General features: G+C 36.1%; 21 protein-coding genes and 1 other RNA gene. 14 read left to right on the plus strand and 8 right to left on the minus strand.

What is annotated here, in order from left to right; all coding sequences use genetic code 11:
- Nucleotides 1-31: 31 nt before the first annotated feature.
- The 5 genes from ZA05_RS09565 to typA form a co-directional block, all read right to left on the minus strand.
- Entirely contained in the window at nt 32-265 is a 234-nt protein-coding gene (locus ZA05_RS09565) for a hypothetical protein (protein ID WP_053991468.1), read from the minus strand.
- Nucleotides 266-355: 90 nt separating this feature from the next.
- Entirely contained in the window at nt 356-1,837 is a 1,482-nt protein-coding gene (locus ZA05_RS09570; protein ID WP_053991469.1) for a sulfatase-like hydrolase/transferase, read from the minus strand.
- Nucleotides 1,827-3,215, minus strand: coding sequence for a hypothetical protein (locus ZA05_RS09575; protein WP_053991470.1), 1,389 nt, complete (start codon nt 3,213-3,215; stop codon nt 1,827-1,829). The genes ZA05_RS09570 and ZA05_RS09575 overlap by 11 nt, the downstream gene beginning before the upstream one ends.
- A complete protein-coding gene (locus ZA05_RS09580; protein WP_053991471.1) occupies nt 3,205-3,417 on the minus strand; it encodes a hypothetical protein in 213 nt (70 codons plus the stop codon). The genes ZA05_RS09575 and ZA05_RS09580 overlap by 11 nt, the downstream gene beginning before the upstream one ends.
- Before the next feature lie 104 nt (nt 3,418-3,521).
- Complete coding sequence (typA, locus tag ZA05_RS09585; RefSeq protein ID WP_053991472.1) at nt 3,522-5,321, minus strand: translational GTPase TypA; 1,800 nt, start codon at nt 5,319-5,321, stop codon at nt 3,522-3,524.
- Nucleotides 5,322-5,641: 320 nt separating this feature from the next.
- Here typA and ZA05_RS09590 point away from each other — a divergent pair, with 320 nt between their 5' ends.
- From ZA05_RS09590 to ZA05_RS09630, 9 genes are all read left to right on the plus strand, one after another.
- Nucleotides 5,642-6,001: a hypothetical protein gene (locus ZA05_RS09590; protein WP_053991473.1), complete on the plus strand. Its 360-nt coding sequence runs from the start codon at nt 5,642-5,644 to the stop codon at nt 5,999-6,001.
- A 39-nt stretch (nt 6,002-6,040) separates the two neighbouring features.
- The gene (gene kdsA, locus ZA05_RS09595; protein WP_053991474.1) at nt 6,041-6,859 is read left to right on the plus strand and encodes a 3-deoxy-8-phosphooctulonate synthase; all 819 of its coding nucleotides are present in this window, start codon (nt 6,041-6,043) and stop codon (nt 6,857-6,859) included.
- A gap of 32 nt (nt 6,860-6,891) precedes the next feature.
- Entirely contained in the window at nt 6,892-7,356 is a 465-nt protein-coding gene (locus ZA05_RS09600; protein WP_053991475.1) for a GNAT family N-acetyltransferase, read from the plus strand.
- Between the two features lie 135 nt (nt 7,357-7,491).
- Entirely contained in the window at nt 7,492-8,100 is a 609-nt protein-coding gene (locus ZA05_RS09605; RefSeq protein ID WP_053991476.1) for a hypothetical protein, read from the plus strand.
- A 3-nt stretch (nt 8,101-8,103) separates the two neighbouring features.
- A complete protein-coding gene (locus tag ZA05_RS09610; protein ID WP_053991477.1) occupies nt 8,104-8,397 on the plus strand; it encodes a transcriptional regulator in 294 nt (97 codons plus the stop codon).
- A 53-nt stretch (nt 8,398-8,450) separates the two neighbouring features.
- Entirely contained in the window at nt 8,451-9,824 is a 1,374-nt protein-coding gene (gene creD / locus ZA05_RS09615) for a cell envelope integrity protein CreD (protein WP_053991478.1), read from the plus strand.
- A 70-nt stretch (nt 9,825-9,894) separates the two neighbouring features.
- A complete protein-coding gene (locus tag ZA05_RS09620; protein WP_053991656.1) occupies nt 9,895-10,383 on the plus strand; it encodes a Coq4 family protein in 489 nt (162 codons plus the stop codon).
- Nucleotides 10,380-10,757, plus strand: a complete 378-nt coding sequence (locus tag ZA05_RS09625) for a DUF2809 domain-containing protein (RefSeq protein WP_053991479.1) — start codon at nt 10,380-10,382, stop codon at nt 10,755-10,757. The genes ZA05_RS09620 and ZA05_RS09625 overlap by 4 nt, the downstream gene beginning before the upstream one ends.
- Nucleotides 10,750-11,409, plus strand: coding sequence for a DUF1361 domain-containing protein (locus ZA05_RS09630; protein WP_082333732.1), 660 nt, complete (start codon nt 10,750-10,752; stop codon nt 11,407-11,409). Before ZA05_RS09625 ends, ZA05_RS09630 begins: the two co-directional genes overlap by 8 nt.
- Here ZA05_RS09630 and ZA05_RS09635 read toward each other — a convergent pair.
- Nucleotides 11,406-12,188: an SDR family oxidoreductase gene (locus ZA05_RS09635; protein WP_053991481.1), complete on the minus strand. Its 783-nt coding sequence runs from the start codon at nt 12,186-12,188 to the stop codon at nt 11,406-11,408. The genes ZA05_RS09630 and ZA05_RS09635 overlap by 4 nt on opposite strands.
- A 249-nt stretch (nt 12,189-12,437) precedes the next feature.
- Between ZA05_RS09635 and ZA05_RS09640 the strand changes: the two genes are divergently transcribed.
- Both ZA05_RS09640 and ZA05_RS09645 read left to right on the plus strand, forming a co-directional pair.
- On the plus strand, nt 12,438-13,154 hold the full coding sequence (locus ZA05_RS09640; protein WP_053991482.1) for a glycosyltransferase family 2 protein: 717 nt from the start codon (nt 12,438-12,440) through the stop codon (nt 13,152-13,154).
- Nucleotides 13,151-14,434 carry a glycosyltransferase family 39 protein gene (locus tag ZA05_RS09645; protein ID WP_053991483.1) on the plus strand — a complete coding sequence of 428 codons (1,284 nt, stop codon included), beginning with the start codon at nt 13,151-13,153 and terminating at the stop codon, nt 14,432-14,434. The genes ZA05_RS09640 and ZA05_RS09645 overlap by 4 nt, the downstream gene beginning before the upstream one ends.
- A 2-nt stretch (nt 14,435-14,436) precedes the next feature.
- Here the strand turns inward: ZA05_RS09645 and ZA05_RS09650 are convergent, their stop codons facing one another.
- Nucleotides 14,437-15,639 (minus strand): NAD(P)-dependent oxidoreductase, encoded by a 1,203-nt coding sequence (locus ZA05_RS09650; protein WP_053991484.1) that lies wholly within the window; start codon nt 15,637-15,639, stop codon nt 14,437-14,439.
- A 236-nt stretch (nt 15,640-15,875) separates the two neighbouring features.
- Here ZA05_RS09650 and ssrA point away from each other — a divergent pair.
- Nucleotides 15,876-16,271: a transfer-messenger RNA gene (gene ssrA, locus ZA05_RS18040) on the plus strand.
- Between the two features lie 97 nt (nt 16,272-16,368).
- On the opposite strand, the gene ZA05_RS09655 is transcribed toward ssrA, so the two are convergent.
- Nucleotides 16,369-17,136, minus strand: a complete 768-nt coding sequence (locus tag ZA05_RS09655; RefSeq protein ID WP_053991485.1) for a hypothetical protein — start codon at nt 17,134-17,136, stop codon at nt 16,369-16,371.
- Between the two features lie 189 nt (nt 17,137-17,325).
- Here ZA05_RS09655 and ZA05_RS09660 point away from each other — a divergent pair, with 189 nt between their 5' ends.
- Nucleotides 17,326-17,505, plus strand: a complete 180-nt coding sequence (locus tag ZA05_RS09660) for a hypothetical protein (RefSeq protein ID WP_053991486.1) — start codon at nt 17,326-17,328, stop codon at nt 17,503-17,505.
- Between the two features lie 65 nt (nt 17,506-17,570).
- Nucleotides 17,571-18,434 (plus strand): outer membrane beta-barrel protein, encoded by an 864-nt coding sequence (locus tag ZA05_RS09665; RefSeq protein WP_053991487.1) that lies wholly within the window; start codon nt 17,571-17,573, stop codon nt 18,432-18,434.
- The last annotated feature ends 131 nt before the right edge of the window (nt 18,435-18,565 follow it).

Below are 18,565 nucleotides of genomic sequence, written 5' to 3' on the forward strand. Positions count from 1 at the left end.
CGATGCCTTAGATAACGGACCTCTGTAGAATTTAAGTTTTCCTTTTGAAGAATAAATAATAGAAGTTGATAAGCAGAATTGCTGCGTTGGTAACAATAATGGGCCATGCCGTCTGCAACATAAACCCATAAATTACAAACAATGCACACCCAACGGAATTAATAATGCGCAACTTCACCAAATCCTTCATGGTAAAAGACAGTAACAACCCAGCCGAGGCCAAATAACCCACCCATTCCGTAAAGCTCACTCCTAGGAATTCCATAATCTTAAATTGATTGTTTAAGATAGTGAAAAAGTATGTATATAACACTACAACAATGCTTGTCAGCAAACTTATCAAAGAAAGTTCAATTTACCTCTTTATAAACACTGCTTCCCCCTCCTCATCAATATATTGATAAACACCAAAAGAGGCCCCTTCCTTAAGAACCACAAAACTGGTATCAGACTCCAAATTCTCCAAATACTTTGGATTTTCACTAAGATAGGAAAACAGGATCCTAAATAGATTCACATTTGTTTTAAGCTCCTTATCATAATTCATTGCATTCTCAGGCCATTTTACAGCTAGGGCCGTTGAAAAAATAGAATAAATCAAATTTCGGTTAGTTTGCTTTTCCTTACATTCCAACGTATAATCCATTCCAACAAATCCTCCATGGTCCGCCACAATTACAATTAAGGCATTTTCATCATGTGTTTGAATTAACTCTACCATTTCCTTTAGCCAGTCATTGGCAGACTTCAATTTTTCAAGATAGTTCAACCGCTCCTGCTCCTTTCCCAAGGATCGATTTTTGTAAGTTGTAATATGCCCAGGAGCAATTTTTTCTATAAAATAAAAATTAGGCTCATTGGTTTGATTCTGCAAAGCATTTTCTAAATCAGCTTTTAGATCTTTTGTTATCTCAAAACCTCTTGCTAAAAATGACAGTTCATCTTGAGCTATATTGCAAAAATCATATTGTAGTTTTGGTTTGTTAAGTAGTAAATAGGACTTCTCCAAAAGCAAAGACGTGTTATAGCCATTATTTTTAAAAACTGGGACCACAGCGTTTTGTCCTACAATAATATCCCTTGCATTATAAAACTCATTTTCACCTTTTGGCGGGCTGTTGTAATAATGATGTTTCATTGCAAACATCGAAGAGTTGGAACTAAGTGTGGAGAAGTAATTACTTCTAAAACCTTCATAAAGCGTGAAACCATTCTCCTGTAAAAACCCCTCAAACTGGCTATTATCAAAATTATAACAACCTCTTTTAAGCTCTTCAAAATTAGGATAGCCATCTGGTTGAATTACATACACATTTGGTTTTCTTGTAAACTTGACTTCTTCAATATTATCAGGTAAGCTCATCCATGTTTTATCGTAAGAAACATGTCTTTGAATATGCGTTATTAATTTTGGTACTGCCAACAAGATCAATACAAATTGAATGACCAATATTTTCTTGAAATGTTTTTGAAGTAAAAAACCCAACCCCAAAGCGGCCATGGTGACCAAAAGATATCTCTTTTTACCAACACCATAAGAACTTAGTATCATTAGCCCTCCAAAAAGCACAAAATTGAGAACAGGCAAGACATAACCAAAAAATCTTTGCGGTAATACTCTTTTGAAAAACAATAAAGCAATCTGAAAAACAGCAATAGGGACAAAAAGAAACCACAACACAAATTGTAAAAATTGCCCCCAAGAATTTACCAATGAAAAATTATTGTTGTAGTAATAAAGCAAAGGGTACAATCCTGCTCCTAATGCGCTTATTATTGGATATTGTTTATCGTTGGTGGTAAATTCTATTAACCGTTCCCTTAATTTATTTGGCATTCTTTGATTTTAACAAATACATGATTCGATGCGAATTGGCAATCACTTCCTTTCTCTCCAAAGTGAAGTAGTGCATAAACGCCTTTTCAAAATTTTCTTGATTATAAAAATCAAAATGTCCCTTGAATTCAGATTTAGCATTTAACAGTCGTTGCACCCATGAGTCTTCTCTTTTGGGAAATTCAATAATTAGATAGTTGGAAAAAGCAGCAAAAAACTCAGCCGACTTGTTAAATGGCACATTCCCTGAAAGAGATATATGATGTATCACCGCCAAAGCCAAGGTAATATCCGGAGAAAATTCCTGTAGCCTTTCCCTAAATGAAAATCGTTCATCATTATTAAACCCAATAGATGCCGATGGATTTAAAACATCTTGAACAAAAGGAGTCATATAACCTTCCTTGCTCCTTTTAACCTCCCTGTAATTGTTGTCTACTGCGTTGTTATCAATATCACATACCAAAGCCTGCTCCAGCCTAACATCAATTTTTCTAACAAATGTTCCATCATTCCCGCCAACATCTATAAGTGTTTTGGCTTTGTTTTCCTTTACCCAAGCAATCACTATTTTTTCCTTTTGTAGAAAGGCATCACTTGTATAATTGGTTTTGTTATAATAATCACCCCATTCGCTAGCCTCCTTAAGTGTCAACCTCTTAATATATCCGTAAAGACTTTTAATTATTTTTTTTTGAGCAGCTTTGGATAATGTGCCAGACTTAACCTCCCCTTTATAATCTTCACTATGCTTATCTTCATATTTAGATAACAAATGAATGTTTGAGTATAAAAACGGTGAAAGCTTCGTTTTTCCTGGCAACATTGACGATAATATCTTGATAGGAATCCCATCAATAAAACTATGCATCAATTTCAAGGATTGCGCTCCATGATAATGGGCTAAAACCAATGGCCCAAAGAAATGACTAATAAATTGTTTATACGCCCGCCAAGGAGAATTATCTTGATAAAAATCGAAAGACAATGTATCTATAAAAATGGCTTTGCCCTTATGAAAAGTTACATTAAATGCAGTGGCGTCCTTTAGCGAAAAATCATGGTCCAAACAAAATTTCTGCAGCTTTAAGGTTAAAAGAGCTGCTTCCTTATATTGATTGAAACTCCATTCATAGGGATATGTTACAAAAGGAATAAATTCAGGCTGGATAACAACTCCTGTATTGTCTTCCGTAATTTCCTTGTGAGAAATCAACAGCCCTGCTTTGATTAATTTCTGATAAAAACCAGACTCCTTTAATGCTTTATATTGCTTAAAATAAAGAGGAGATATCTGTCTTTTTAAAATATTTCCCTCTGTAAAAACATACCCAGAAGGGTCTCTGAAGGAAGAAGAGTGTTGAATCTTATCTGTCACTATTCTCGGTATTTTCTATATCCTTGTCAGTAACATCTATATCGTCAAAAAGCTCTTCATTTTTATCCTGTGAAAAACCAAAGAGTGATTTGATCTTAAACATCAAATTTTTAGAAAACAAGACAACACCAGCAACTGCAGCAATGACAGCTTGTACAACCATCGCCCCTAAACCAGGATCAAAATATAGAAAATGTACCATTCTTCTTTTTCTGTAAAGATAGGAAACCCGTGAGACCTTTAAAGAAAAAAGCGAAACCTTTAAAGGTTTCGCTTTTTAAAATGATGTTTTGGAACATCTATATGTTAGATATTCTTATTACGCTTACGCTCTACTTCCGTTAATAAAATTTTACGGATACGTAAGTGGTTTGGAGTAACCTCTACATACTCATCCTTTTGGATGTATTCCAAGGCTTCTTCCAAAGAGAATTTAATAGCAGGTACAATTCTAGCTTTATCATCTGCTCCAGCCGAACGTACGTTACTTAATTTTTTGGTCTTGGTAATATTTACTGTCATATCATCTTGACGAGAGTTCTCACCAATTACTTGACCTTCGTAAATATCTTCTCCTGGATCTACAAAAAACTTACCTCTATCCTGTAACTTATCAATCGAGTAAGGGATTGCCTGACCTTTTTCCATAGATACCAAGGATCCATTTTGACGCTCAGGAATACCTCCTTTTAGAGGTTGGTATTCTTTAAAACGGTGCGCCATAATAGCCTCACCAGCCGTAGCTGTCAACAATTGATTACGTAAGCCAATAATACCACGGGATGGCACCATAAACTCAATCACCATACGATCGCCTTTAGCTTCCATACTTAACATTTCACCTTTACGTATGGTTACTAATTCAACCGCCTTACCAGAAACATTTTCAGGTAAATCAATCGTCATCTCTTCTACCGGCTCACATTTCACACCATCAATTTCCTTGATGATTACCTGTGGTTGCCCAATTTGAAGCTCATATCCTTCACGACGCATGGTTTCAATCAAAACAGATAAGTGAAGTACCCCACGACCAAATACCAAAAACTTATCGGCACTATCAGTTTCCTGAACACGTAAGGCCAAGTTTTTCTCCAACTCTTTTGTCAAGCGCTCTTTGATGTGACGAGATGTTACAAACTTTCCGTCTTTTCCGAAGAAAGGAGAATCGTTAATAGTAAACAACATACTCATTGTTGGCTCATCAATGGCGATGGTTTTTAAAGCTTCCGGATTTTCAAAATCGGCAACAGTGTCACCAATTTCAAAACCTTCCAGACCAACGATAGCACAGATATCTCCAGTTTGCACGTGATCTACTTTTACACGTCCAAGACCTTCAAATACATGAAGCTCTTTAATTTTATTTTTAACCACAGTTCCATCACGCTTTACCAACGAAATGTTCTGTCCTGCTTTCAATTCTCCACGAGTCAAACGTCCAATAGCAATACGTCCTGTAAAGCTTGAGAAGTCTAATGAAGTAATCAACATTTGAGTAGTTCCTTGATCAAATTTTGGCTCAGGAATATGCTCGATTACCATATCCAACAATGGCTCGATGTTTTCGGTTTGGTTTTTCCAGTCGTCACTCATCCAGTTGTTTTTCGCCGAACCATAAACGGTTGGGAAATCCAACTGCCACTCTTCCGCTCCAAGTTCAAACATCAGGTCGAATACCTTTTCATGAACTTCTTCTGGCGTACAGTTTTCTTTATCTACTTTATTAACTACCACACAAGGTTTCAATCCAAGGTCAATAGCTTTTTGTAATACAAATCTTGTTTGCGGCATTGGACCTTCAAAGGCATCCACCAACAACAAAACCCCATCGGCCATGTTAAGAACACGCTCTACTTCTCCTCCAAAATCGGCGTGACCAGGAGTGTCAATAATATTGATTTTAGTGTCTTTGTAAGTTACGGACACATTCTTGGAAGTAATGGTGATTCCTCTTTCACGTTCCAAGTCGTTATTATCCAATATAAGATCCCCTGTATTTTCGTTTTCACGAAACAATTGACAGTGGTACATGATCTTATCAACCAAGGTTGTCTTACCGTGGTCTACGTGAGCAATAATTGCTATGTTTTTAATCTTAGCCATAATGACGCCTTATTTTAAGCGTGCAAAGGTACATTAAATTCCTTAGGAAAAATTAATTATCAATAATTATTACAATCCTTTAAAACAAATTTCAAAAGCATTTAACATGCCCTCCCACAAACCAACCAACTAACTGAATGCAAACATCTTAAAAACACTCAATTTAAATTAAAGATTTATTAATTTAGTTAATTCTATGTTAGAATAATCCAAAAACAGGGGTTCTATACGTATATTTATGAGAAGAATGACCTTTAACATTATACTTCACCTACTTATCACCAATAATTAATATACATTTTAGTTAAGATCATTTAAAAATGAATCTAATTCAAAAATATTCCAAATTCATACCCTACCTATATTTCCTGTCGGTAATCGTCTTTTGGTTTACTGATGTCAACCGAAATCTGGGCATTGAAGCCTATCCTATTTTAATTTTTGCTCTGCCTTTTGTTTGGCAACTCATAAAACCAAGTAAGCAACTCAACTTCTCACTGGGCATCACCTTTGTGTGCCTGTCCTCTTATATGATTTGGGCCTACCTTTCAGATTTACTCAATATCATTCAATTTTCAAGCTTTGTGAAAAGGTTTGTCCTTTATGGTGGCCTCTTTGTATTTGCCAATTTTGCCATGTCTCTTTGGATGATTCGAAACAGCATAAAAAAAACCTTTTAAATGCGTATATTTGCCGCTCAATTTTAGAAATTCAAGCAGATGAAACTCAGCGATGTCCCTAACATAAAACACAGCAATTCAAACAATTTCTTTTTATTGGCCGGTCCATGTGCCATTGAAGGCGAAGACATGGCCATGCGCATTGCCGAAAAAGTGGTGGGCATTACCAACAAACTGGAAATCCCTTATGTATTTAAAGGAAGTTTCAAAAAAGCCAATCGTAGTAGAATTGATAGTTTTACAGGGATCGGTGACGAGAAAGCCTTGAAAATTTTACAAAAAGTCTCCCAAGAATTTGGCGTGCCTACAGTTACAGATATCCATGAAGTTTCTGACGCTGCAAAAGCTGCTGAATATGTAGACGTCCTTCAAATTCCAGCCTTTTTGGTAAGACAGACGGATTTGGTTGTGGCGGCCGCCGAAACAGGCAAAGTGGTCAACCTTAAAAAAGGACAATTCATGAGCCCTGAAGCCATGAAACATGCGGTGCAAAAGGTAAAAGATTCAGGAAGTGACAAAGCTTGGATTACCGACCGTGGTACCATGTTTGGTTATCAAGACATGATTGTTGATTTTAGAGGCATCCCTACCATGAAGCAATACGCACCAGTAGTATTGGATGTAACCCACTCTCTTCAACAACCAAACCAAACGGCTGGGGTAACAGGCGGAAGACCTGATATGATTGAAACCATTGCTCGTGCAGGAGTTGTCAATAATGTTGATGGCCTATTTATTGAAACCCATTTTGATCCAGCCAAAGCCAAAAGTGATGGAGCCAATATGTTGCATTTGGACAACTTGGAAAACCTTCTTACCAACCTAGTTGCAATTAGAAAAACAATTAACTCTTTATAACATCCTTTAGGGGAACGCATATTTGCAACATCATGATTCAAATTAGAGAAGCTACCAAAGAAGACATTCCGTTTATTACTGCACTTTTCAGGGATACCATCCAGAATGTTAACAGTAAGGACTATTCTGAAAAACAGATAGAAGTTTGGGCTTCTGGTGCCAATGATATCGAGAAATGGGAAGAACGCATTGAGTCCCTTTATTTCATTGTTGCCGAACAAGATGACACCATCACAGGCTTTGCCTACCTTAAAAACGGTAATTATCTAGACGGACTTTTTGTACACAAGGATTACCAGCGCCAGGGCATTGCCTCTAAACTTTTAAGGGTGATGGAATCTTACGCCATTGGAGAAGGCTTTGAAGAGATGCGCTCCGATGTTAGCAAAACAGCACTCCCCTTTTTCGAGAACCATTATTTTGATGTCATCAAAAAACAGAAGAAACCTTTTAAAGGCATCGTGTTCCAAAACTATTTGGTGAATAAAGCTTTATAAACTTTTGATCATTGATCTCTACTTAGGTCTATTACTATAATCTTTCATTTCTTAAACCTCTAGATTTTTTTTTCAAAAAAACATAGTTCAAAATTGAAATAAATTTATTTACTTTGTTTTTCAAAGTACTTTAATATGGAATCAAAAGATTATCTAAAAGACATTACCGAAATTAAAAACCTAATGAACAAATCCTCGCGATTTATTTCATTAAGCGGCCTCTCTGGAATTCTCGCTGGTATTTACGCCCTAATTGGAGCTAGTGTTGCCTATTGGCTCGTTGCCAATTCCGATAGAGATTATCTAATATTGGATGGTATGATTTTCAAATTGGTGATGTTAGATCTGTTTTTGATTGCCTTTTTAAGCGCAGTTACAGGCGTGATCCTAACCACCAGAAAAGCGAAAAAAGCAGGTGAAAAAATATGGGATGGCGCTTCCAAAAGATTGGTCATAAATTTTTTGATTCCTCTGGTAGTAGGCGGTATCTACATCTTGATAATTTTGGGTCAACAAAAATATGGTCAAACTGGTGCTCTAATGCTTATTTTTTATGGACTGGCATTAATCAACGCGTCAAAGTATAGTATAGGAGATATTCGCTATTTAGGTTTCGCCGAAATAATTTTAGGCTTAATTTGCGCCCTATATCCCGGTTGTGGTTTTTGGCTGTGGGTCATTGGCTTTGGCCTTATGCACATCATTTACGGTACTTGGATGCATTTCAAATATGACAGAGCATAGGTTTTGAGCATTATCAACAACATAAATAAGGTCTTTGACCATAGAATTAGGCTGGGTATTATGTCCATTTTAATGGTCAACGAATACGCCGATTTCAATACCTTAAAAGAACTTCTCGGTGCTACGGACGGGAATCTTGCCAGCCATACGAAGGCTCTGGAAAAGGCAGAATATATAAAGGTGGAAAAGCAATTTATAGGAAGAAAACCTAACACACGCTATTCGGTGACAAAACTTGGCAAAGTCGAATTTCAAAAGCACATCGAAGCCCTTGAAAAATTGATCAATAAACAATAACATATTTTTTTATCAACTTACTTTGAATTTCAAAGTACTTTAAACACTTAACCATGGAACAACTACAAAAACCTCAACCGAACAAATTTGGCAACTGGCTAAAAACCTCTATTACAGCAAGAATGCTCATGGTAGGTTTCTTGGTATTGATTTTATTGATTCCCCTTTCATTTATTGAAAGCCTCATTTTTGAACGTTCCATGCGACAACAGGATGTGGTCAACGAAATCAATGACAAATGGGGAAACCACGTGATGATTTACGGCCCTATTTTAAAACTCCCATACAAAACCTATTCGGAAACAAAAACCTACAACGAACAAACCAAAACCTATTTTACCGAAACGACATCAGAAATAAAATATGCCTATATCTTTCCTGAATCCTTAACATCTGATGTAGATGTCGATTCTAAATCTTTGAACCGAAACAATTATGAGTCGGCCGTCTACACCGCTAACATGGATTTTAATGGGAATTTTCCAATCCCCAACCTTAAAATAAAAGACATCAAGGATGAGGATATCTTGTGGAACAAAGCCACAATTCTTATTAAAACGTCCAATCTAAAGGGCATAAAGAATGAAATGTCCTTAAAATTGAACGACAGCACCTATTCTTTTGAAACCAACTTTAAAAACAATTCTAGAAATAGCTCACAATTGGATGAATTGGAATCTGGATTTTTAAAAGAAACGGATGTTCCAAAATCTGCCAATACCAATTTCAGTTTCCACATGACCTTTAACGGAAGCCAGAACATTCAGCTCATTCCAATTGGAAAAACAACCACCATGCATATGACGTCCAATTGGGCCAACCCTAGTTTTATTGGCAATTTTCTTCCCAACGACGAAACAAAAACCATTACAGACGAAGGTTTTGAAGCCGATTGGAAAATCCTGCATATCAACAGGGCCTTTTCTCAGCAATACTTAAAAAACATACCAGATTTACAGGAATTTGCCTTCGGCACCAAGTTTATCGTCATGGTAGACGAATACCAAAAAAGTGAGCGCTCTGCCAAATATGGCTTCCTTGTCATCGGGTTAACCTTCCTCATTTTCTTCCTCATACAAACCATGAGTAACATTAATATACACCCATTTCAATATTTAATGATTGGTTTGGCACTCACCATGTTTTACACTTTGCTCGTTTCCATTTCGGAACACAGTAATTTCCTAAAAGCTTATTTGGTAGCAGGTATTTCGGTGGTGACTCTTATAACACTGTACTCCAAATCCATACTCAAAACCTTTAAGTTCCCCATTTTTATTGGATTGAGCCTTACTGCGCTTTACACCTTCATCTACGTCATTATTCAATTGGAAAACTATGCGCTTTTGGTTGGCAGCATTGGACTGTTCATCATTTTGGCAACCGTCATGTTTGTATCTAGAAAAATTGATTGGAATAACGGATAATCTTTTCCCCAAAACAACTCCTGTTCCCTTCATCCCATTGAAGGGGCGGGAGTTTAAAACCTACCACATAATGAAAACATACAGAAAACAACTTATCCATTGGCTCTTTGAAATATCAAAGACTATATACACACGAATTTTCAAACATCATGAACCATGGGGCATTACTACAAATCAACTCCTCCAACTTCCGGAAACCTCCTTTGGCAGACACTTGGGCGAATTTTTAAACCAACACGGTTTTGAATTGATTCCAAAAGTAGAACGTCACGATTGCTACCATGTTTTGACAGGATACGGTATTACCGTAGAAGATGAAATAGCTTTACAATATTTAAGCTTTGGCAACGGCAAACAAAGCCCCTATATGTACGGCGCAATTTTGTTGGGCACCCTAATTCTGCCAGATTATTTAGGCTACTATTTAGATTCATATACCATTGGCAAAAAAGCCAATACATTTCATAACTTAGATTTCAAAAAGCTACTGGATATAGACTTAACCATCTTACAGGGCGCATTTTTCCTTAGATCTCATTCACCAATTAAAAACATATGACACTAACATTCCATAAATCATACTTTTTCCTGACGCTGGTTCTATTTGCAGTTGAAACACTCATTGCTACCAACCTAGAAACTGGCTTCATCCGCCATACGTTCGGAGATTTTCTAGTTGTAATCCTCCTGTACTGTTTGGTTAGAAGTTTTACCAAATTGGCCATCTTTCCAACAGCCATATTGGTATTAGCCGTTTCCTATATTATTGAAATATTGCAAGCCTTCCACTTGTTGAAATTGCTGAACTTGGAACACAATACACTCGCCAAATTAATCCTTGGCAACACCTTTAACTATACCGACCTTATGGCCTATTCGCTAGGCATTATCACCGTAATTATTGTTGAATTTAAATTGCTTACCAATGAATAATATTAAATACTTGCTGTTTTCTCGATTCAAGATTATAGTGCTGCCCATAGTGGCGGCCACTTTGAGCATAATCCTCCTCATGGTTCGGATGAAACTCACCTACTCCTTTTACTTTCTGTTTTTGGTCTGGAATCTATTTTTAGCCATAGTGCCTTTTGCGATTTCCACCTATATAAGAAGTCTGAGTCAACTTAACAAATTTGGCACATTTATAGGATTCGGCATTTGGTTACTTTTTGCTCCAAATGCCCCATATATCATCACGGATTTGTTCCACCTCAAAAATAGCAGTCATGATATTCTGTGGTTGGATGTATTGATAGTAAGCTCCTTTTCGTTAACGGGAGTACTCCTGTTTTTCCTTTCCTTATTGGATATAGAATTGATTATGAAACGTTATTGGCAAAGCAAGACCATTTCCCTCTTAATGTTTCCACTATTCTTTGTCATAAGTTTTGGAATGTACTTAGGTCGCTATTTACGCTTCAATTCTTGGGAAATCATACAACATCCTCTTACCATTTTCAATGATATTTGGAGTATTCTTATACAACCAAATCAACACCTCAGCGCATGGACCTTTACCATTAGCTTCGGTATCTTTTTAGGAATAGGTTATTGGCTTTTTAAAAGTATTAGAAATGCCAATTAGTCGGCTCTGTTTTTCTCTTGGATATTTCTAACAATAGAGGTGGCTAATCTTCTAGGCATGATACGTGGAAGTGTTGCCAAAAACTTATTGAATCCACCAGGAATGGCCACAGATTTCCCTTTATTCATCGCTTTATAACCATAGGCAGCAACGTCCTTAGCCGTTGCCATATTAAAGGTGATTTTATTTTCGGAAGTCCCTTCTGAAACTACTTGTTGAAAAGACGTTTTCGTAGGACCAGGACAAAGTGCCGTAACCGTTACTCCAGTTCCCTTTAGCTCATTAGCAATGGCCTCTGAAAAAGACAAAATGTACCCCTTGGTAGCATAATATAATGACATTAAAGGCCCTGGTTGAAAACCTGCTAAAGAGGACAGGTTTAAAATCTTCCCTGATCCTCGAGCCACCATACCTTTTAATATGAGTTTGGTTAAATGCGTTGTAGTAACCACATGAAGGTTCAACATTTTGGCTTCACGGTCCCAATCGGTCGTGGCAAAAGTACCGAACAATCCAAACCCGGCATTGTTTACCAGCACATCTATAGCAGTATCTCCCAGTTCGGCAACAATTTCTTCAGAGATATTGACTTGGCTCAAATCCTTCAGCATCACTCGAACATTGGCATTGTACTTCTTTTCCAACGTTTCTTTTGCCTGCTTTAAATTATCTGCATTGATATCTACCAACACCAAATTATATGTATCCTTTGCAAACAACAATGCCAATTCATATCCCAATCCTGAAGCCCCGCCTGTTATCAATACCGTTTTAGCCATAACTAATAGTTCAATTCAAAAAATAAAGAGCCTCAAAACTACCTAATTTACCCAAACATCCTATGGAAAGTCTTAAAGTTTTTTAAAATCTTCATTTTGACCTCTGTAACCTATTCAAAATTACTTTTTAAATCTAAATCCGAACAATTCCATTATTTTCATTATTCAAAAAACAAAAAATTGACTTTTTAAACTAATTTCAATTTAGCTACTTTTACAGGCTTACTTTAGCAATACCTCAATTACCCCATGAAAAAAATATTATCCATTCTTATTCCTGTATATAATGAGGAGGCAACGATTCTCACTCTACTGGATAAAATTAAGAATGTAACATTGGACAATAACATTTCCAAATCGGTAATCATTATTGATGATTGTTCCAATGACAATACTGAAAATCTTATTGCTCATTATATAAAATCCAACAAAGAATTACCCATAACTTATTTGAAACACCAAAAAAATAAAGGAAAGGGAGCAGCTATTCACACAGGTATTTCAAATGCTAATGGCGATTATATCGTTATTCAAGATGCGGATTTGGAATATGACCCCAATGAATTCAACAATTTATTAAAACCTATAATTTCCGGGTATGCCGACGTTGTTTATGGGTCAAGGTTTATGGGCGGAAATCCGCATAGAGTTTTATTTTTTTGGCATTCGATTGGAAATAAATTTTTGACCTTCTTATCTAATGCCTTTACAAATTTAAATCTAACTGACATGGAAACATGCTACAAGTTATTTAGAGCTGATATCATAAAAAATTTGAAACTCAAAGAAACAAGATTTGGTTTTGAACCAGAAGTTACCGCTAAAATAGCTAGAATTCCTAATATTAGAATCTACGAAATTGGCATATCATACTATGGTAGAACATATGCGGAAGGAAAAAAAATTAACTGGAAAGATGGATTTAGGGCACTATGGTGTATTTTTAAGTACAATATCTTTAAATGAAAACAAAACTAAAATGCATTACCAATAATATCTACTTATTGTTTTCTCCATTATTAATTTTATATTTAATTATTTGTTTAATAAAGCAACAAAATATATTAATTGGTGATGAAGGTAGATATTTAGCCTATGCCCATAATTTGCTTAACGGCACCTATATTGGTTCTTTTAAAGAAGAATCTAACTTTCTATGGAATGGACCAGGCTACCCCCTTTTTTTAACTCCATTCCTATATCTCAAAATTCCCCTTTTGATTCCAAAACTTTTTAATGCACTTTTTATCTATTTCGGAATCATTTACCTTTATAGATCCCTGCTCCTTTTCTTAAATAAAAACAAGGCTCTACTAATTAGTTTGGCATTAGGTCTATATTACCCTCTTTTATTTGAAAGCCTTCCAAGAATTTTAACTGAAGCCATTTCTTTCTTTCTGGTATCTTTTTTCACATATCAATTTATAACTAATTTAAAACTTGGCAGAAGAAAAAACTTTTTTTTGGCATCTATTGCTTTAGGATATTTGGCTCTAACAAAGGTTATTTTCGCCTATGTAATTGTAACAATGTTTATAGTATTGGTGATTCTACTATTTCTAAAACCTAGATTTCACACAAAGGCTCTCAAACAATCTTTAGTTATATTCTTGCTTGGCTTTCTTACAACTCTTCCCTATTTAACCTACACATATAATATCACTGATAAGTTTTTTTATTATGGTAATGCCGGAGGAATGAGCCTATATTGGATGAGCACTCCTTTTGAAGGAGAACTTGGTGATTGGCATTCTTTCAAAACCCTCGACAAAAAGAAGGAAATAGAAGTTAATCATATTGAATTCATAAATTCTATTGACAATTTGCATCCCGTAGCAAAAGATGAAGCGCTGAAAAATAAAGCCATAGAAAACATCATTAATCACAAGGCAAAATATTTTAAAAATTGGATTTCAAATCTAGGTCGTATATTCTTTGGTTATCCACATGACTTCCAAATAACCTCAAATAGAATGCTTTATTATGTGATACCTGATACTCTATTGGTAATATGCTTAATAATGACATTCGTATTAAGCCTTTTAAAATTTAAGGACATAGAATTACCAATTATATTAATTTCTAGTTTTTCCCTAATATATTTAGGAGGCATAAGTTTGTTATCATCTTATCATCGTTTCCTATATCCTATAATGCCCCCTCTTTTAACATGGATTACCTATATTCTAGACAGGTATGTCTCATTAAAAATTAAACTAAAACAACAACACAACATCACTATTTAAAGTTAAATTCCATCCACATAATCCTGCAAATAGCCAAACCTCTCAGTTAACTTACCATTCTGGGTTACCTTTGCTCGCTGCAAGATACCATCTTTATCGGCATTAAAAAACGCAGGCAACACATACTCCAAAAACAAACTTCCAAAACCTTCGCTGGCATCTTTAGGCAATTCGCAAGGCAAATTATCTACTGCCATGACAACGATAGCCTTAGGATCTTTATAATCTATTTCGGTTTCGGTTTGTGGTTCGTAACCATAAATTGGTTCTGCAATGGTAGAAGGTCTGATGGTAGTTCCCACTGGTCCATCGATATCACAACTAATATCGGCCACTACTGAAATATTGAAATCCTCGGATTTAGCATCCTCTCGGGTAAACAAATAAGGTGCACCATCTCCATAAAAATGCCCCGCAATAAAGAAATCGGTGACTTTGGCAAAGCGCATAAAGTTGGATTCATAAGCTTCTGGATGATTGAAGAAGTCCAAATTATCAATCACTTTTCCATCCTTGCGCTTGTTATAATCCAATACATCAATAACACAATACACAGGTTCATCAAAAGTTTGGTCCAAATAGGCCGCTACCTCAACCTGTTTAATATTCATGGCATCCAACATTTCCTTGGCACCTCCTGCCACCTTACCACTTCCTGTAAGCAAGATTTTTATTGGCGGTAAGGCAATAGTATTAAGCTGTGCTATCAAAGCCTGTTGGTCTGCCAAGGTCTCGGCTTTAGGTAAATTCCAAGTATCCTGTTTTAGCCCCCAAGCCCTGAATCCATTATAGGCCCCAACAATGCCCGCATATCTTCCAAAACCTATGAGTCGTGCGCCATTTTCCCTAACAATAGTTTCGTGGTCATAAAGCGTGATGTTTTTTTCCAAAATGGAGCACAGCAAATCCCTGTTGTAAGGTTGCTTCTTAATGGTATGTGAAAAGAAGAAATAGGATTTATTCGGTATCAAGTAATCTACAGGAACTTCCTTTACGCCAATCAACACATCACAATCGCTCACATCGTCAACCACCTCAAATCCTTGACTGCTATATGCCTCATTTGGAAACACCCTAATATTGGAAGCTTCCACTTTAAAAGTGGCATGAGGGAATAACTGACTCGCTTTTTTTAGGGTTTCGGGCGAAAAAACCACACGTCTATCCGGTGGTGATTTACGCTCCTTGATGATGGCAAATTTCATAACAATGAAGCATTTAAGGTAACTGACACATACCACTTTGGTATAATGATTGCACGAAAATAAGTGGAATAGTATGGTTATACAAACTTTTTAATAACTTTGCATCCGCGTTAAGGATTGAGCAATTTGTATGAGCTCTTTTTGGGAGAAGCGCCCAAAAAAGCGAGTTGCGAAAGCCTGCCCCGTAAGGGGAACGCCAACTTCTCGACCAACTCTTGAAGTGACATAACTAATTTGGGGTCGACTGGTTTTGACAGCGAGATTAATTAAACGGTAAGCACGTCGTGTAATGACTTTGAAACACGTTAAAGGCTAGGTCAAACTTTTAAACGGCGAGAATAACTACGCTTTAGCTGCTTAATCTGAATTATAGTAAGATTTGCCTAGGTACACAAGGTGTACAAGCTAAATGTCTCCGGAAAGCCTTGATTGACGGCGTTCCATTTTGAGGCATCGTAAATGTCAATATAGAAGGTAGGGCGCTTTGACCTGCTTTTGAAACTAAAAAAGATAAGTTGTCGCTAGGCTGTCTTTAGCCAGGTTGCAATCGAAAACACAAGAAAAGACTAAGCGTGTAGAAAGCTCTTTAGTTACTTGTTTGGACGAGAGTTCGATTCTCTCCGACTCCACTAAAACATCCCAGACCCTCTGTTTTTACAGGGGGTTTGTTTTTTATTCTTAATTTATTCAGCCATTTTCAAAATTCCCTCCTTACACCTTTTGCAGCAATTAAAAGTTAATAGCAATACAGAAATCAATCCATTCCGGTGTATTAAACACATTACGATTTAAAAATCGATATGCCTGACCATCAGAATATTTTAAAAGAAACAAAGACAAAGCCCATACTTTAAAATTAATTTTCTTTTGACTTATTAAATCATACACTAATAAAGGTAAAGGCAATAATAAAGGCAACACGAAACTAAAGTCCCCTCTTTCCATTCCAAAGGCAACTGGCAAACGAGTAATACCTGCTCCCACCATCAATAAAGTACCATAATAGATGAAGCGTTTGTGTAAAAACGGCCTTTTTCTATTTATAATACCAATAGTTATCATACCTGCAGTATAAAGAAAATCCAATAAATCATTCCCCATTAATCTTCCCCATCTGGTTCTTACTTTTTCATCGGTAAAAAAATTGTCAGGATAACCAAATTTTGAAAGATCAGTAAGAGATATAAATATGGAAGAGATTATCCAAACCAATAAAATTAGAACAGCCCATCTCCCAATTTTAGGATGGTACTTAAACTTATCCCAAAACACAAATTGCGTTTGTGCTATAAACACCAACAGCCAAAGTGTTGCAGAAAGACTATGCATTACCAATAATGGATACACCTCCATATTACCTTCGTCTACCCTTCTAAAAATATTAGGAGTAAAACCTAAGACACAAATAATAAAAAATAGAATAGCCGAAATAGAGAAAAAATAATGCTCAAAAGATTTAATATTGGAGCGAGAGCCAGTTACTGTGTGAGTATTCATGACAATACATTTAAATTGGTTGCACCAACCTTGTTTCACTGAGGCAACTCAAGGTGTTTCTATTGTTTGCCAATTAATTAGAACTGTTTCATATTTTCAGGAAGTCTTATAAATTTACAACAAAAAATCTACTTTTATTATTATCAATATCAACCATAGAATTCTTGTTTATTCAAACTGGTTTAATACATGAACAAACTTTTAAGACCTTTAGAAATTGTTATTTCCATTATTACCCTAGCCTTAGTAATCCTTGCTCTTACAAATATTTGGCCAAACAATCCGTTTATCAAATACAAATTTTTGATAGTCATTTTCTCCATTGCCTATAATAGATCCCTTATAAAAGCCTATAAAAACCGAAACTAGAGCGCGTGTTTGTTGCTCTAGCTGTTTAATGGTAGTATCTTTGCAAAAATTTTTACCAAACAAATATGAAAACAAAACTATTTACAGTAGTTGGCCTATTGTTGAGCGGTATGTCTTTTGCACAGTTGCAAATTTCTGCCAGTGGCGGGTATGCCATTGGAAGTGCTGAAATTAAGTTAGGCGAAAAAGTAAGCACTAGTACAACCGAGAACTCTTATGGAAGCTACGGAGAAGGTGTGAATTTCCAATTAAGAGGTACCTATTTCTTTAACGAACACTTTGGAGCCGATTTAGGTTTTGGATACCTTCATGGGGCAGACCAAACCGTTTCTGAGGTTAATTTACCAAACCTAGAGTTGGACGCTATTGCCAGAGCCCGTGCTTATGGAGCTTCTTTGTCTATGGTTTATAGATTTAGCAATAATATTTACGGACGTTTTGGAGCCTTGATTAAAGTAGGCGGAAAAACTGAAGCTGTTGTGAATCAAAAATCAGTATTCTCATCTGCAGAAGCTACTGCTTTAAACCTTCCGGAAGGGTCTTATTCAGACACCCATTATGTTGAAGATTTCCACGGAAAATTCCCATTGGGATTTGTGGGAGCTCTAGGCTACAAATTTGACGTAAGCCCTAACATTAGTTTGTTTGCTGAAGCGGAATATTACGGTATCAGCTTGAAGCGTAAAGACTCTGAACTTGTTGAATTCAACACCAACATTGTATTGCCTGATGGTACTGTGGCCGTTGAAGGATACTATACTTTGGACAACTTGCCTGCGGGATACTCTAAAGAAACTACCTATGTAGATGAATTGCCAAACGATAATACCGATCCTTCTAGAAAACTAGCACAAAAGGTACCGTATTCATCTTTTGGAATCAACATTGGGATTACCTATACCTTTAAGGCATCCTCTAAAAAACAATAGGTTGTTTTTTAAAAACCTTTTTAAATCTTACCCTCTGTATCTACAGGGGGTATTTTTTTGGTATTAAATGAGGTAGAAATAAAATAGTAAACAGACTCCTAAATTGTGTTGTAAATTCCATAAATAATTTT

This window comes from Mangrovimonas sp. TPBH4 (genome assembly GCF_001280505.1).
In the GTDB taxonomy this organism is placed as follows: domain Bacteria; phylum Bacteroidota; class Bacteroidia; order Flavobacteriales; family Flavobacteriaceae; genus Mangrovimonas_A.

What these genes read in the sequence shown, in the direction of transcription:
- ZA05_RS09565 (WP_053991468.1), bottom strand. Translation starts at nt 265, where the DNA reads ATGGAATTCCTAGGAGTGAGCTTTACGGAATGGGTGGGTTATTTGGCC.
- ZA05_RS09570 (WP_053991469.1), bottom strand. Translation starts at nt 1,837, where the DNA reads ATGCCAAATAAATTAAGGGAACGGTTAATAGAATTTACCACCAACGAT.
- ZA05_RS09580 (WP_053991471.1), bottom strand. Translation starts at nt 3,417, where the DNA reads ATGGTACATTTTCTATATTTTGATCCTGGTTTAGGGGCGATGGTTGTA.
- typA (WP_053991472.1), bottom strand. Translation starts at nt 5,321, where the DNA reads ATGGCTAAGATTAAAAACATAGCAATTATTGCTCACGTAGACCACGGT.
- ZA05_RS09590 (WP_053991473.1), top strand. Translation starts at nt 5,642, where the DNA reads ATGAATCTAATTCAAAAATATTCCAAATTCATACCCTACCTATATTTC.
- kdsA (WP_053991474.1), top strand. Translation starts at nt 6,041, where the DNA reads ATGAAACTCAGCGATGTCCCTAACATAAAACACAGCAATTCAAACAAT.
- ZA05_RS09600 (WP_053991475.1), top strand. Translation starts at nt 6,892, where the DNA reads ATGATTCAAATTAGAGAAGCTACCAAAGAAGACATTCCGTTTATTACT.
- ZA05_RS09605 (WP_053991476.1), top strand. Translation starts at nt 7,492, where the DNA reads ATGGAATCAAAAGATTATCTAAAAGACATTACCGAAATTAAAAACCTA.
- creD (WP_053991478.1), top strand. Translation starts at nt 8,451, where the DNA reads ATGGAACAACTACAAAAACCTCAACCGAACAAATTTGGCAACTGGCTA.
- ZA05_RS09620 (WP_053991656.1), top strand. Translation starts at nt 9,895, where the DNA reads ATGAAAACATACAGAAAACAACTTATCCATTGGCTCTTTGAAATATCA.
- ZA05_RS09625 (WP_053991479.1), top strand. Translation starts at nt 10,380, where the DNA reads ATGACACTAACATTCCATAAATCATACTTTTTCCTGACGCTGGTTCTA.
- ZA05_RS09630 (WP_082333732.1), top strand. Translation starts at nt 10,750, where the DNA reads ATGAATAATATTAAATACTTGCTGTTTTCTCGATTCAAGATTATAGTG.
- ZA05_RS09635 (WP_053991481.1), bottom strand. Translation starts at nt 12,188, where the DNA reads ATGGCTAAAACGGTATTGATAACAGGCGGGGCTTCAGGATTGGGATAT.
- ZA05_RS09640 (WP_053991482.1), top strand. Translation starts at nt 12,438, where the DNA reads ATGAAAAAAATATTATCCATTCTTATTCCTGTATATAATGAGGAGGCA.
- ZA05_RS09645 (WP_053991483.1), top strand. Translation starts at nt 13,151, where the DNA reads ATGAAAACAAAACTAAAATGCATTACCAATAATATCTACTTATTGTTT.
- ZA05_RS09650 (WP_053991484.1), bottom strand. Translation starts at nt 15,639, where the DNA reads ATGAAATTTGCCATCATCAAGGAGCGTAAATCACCACCGGATAGACGT.
- ZA05_RS09655 (WP_053991485.1), bottom strand. Translation starts at nt 17,136, where the DNA reads ATGAATACTCACACAGTAACTGGCTCTCGCTCCAATATTAAATCTTTT.
- ZA05_RS09660 (WP_053991486.1), top strand. Translation starts at nt 17,326, where the DNA reads ATGAACAAACTTTTAAGACCTTTAGAAATTGTTATTTCCATTATTACC.
- ZA05_RS09665 (WP_053991487.1), top strand. Translation starts at nt 17,571, where the DNA reads ATGAAAACAAAACTATTTACAGTAGTTGGCCTATTGTTGAGCGGTATG.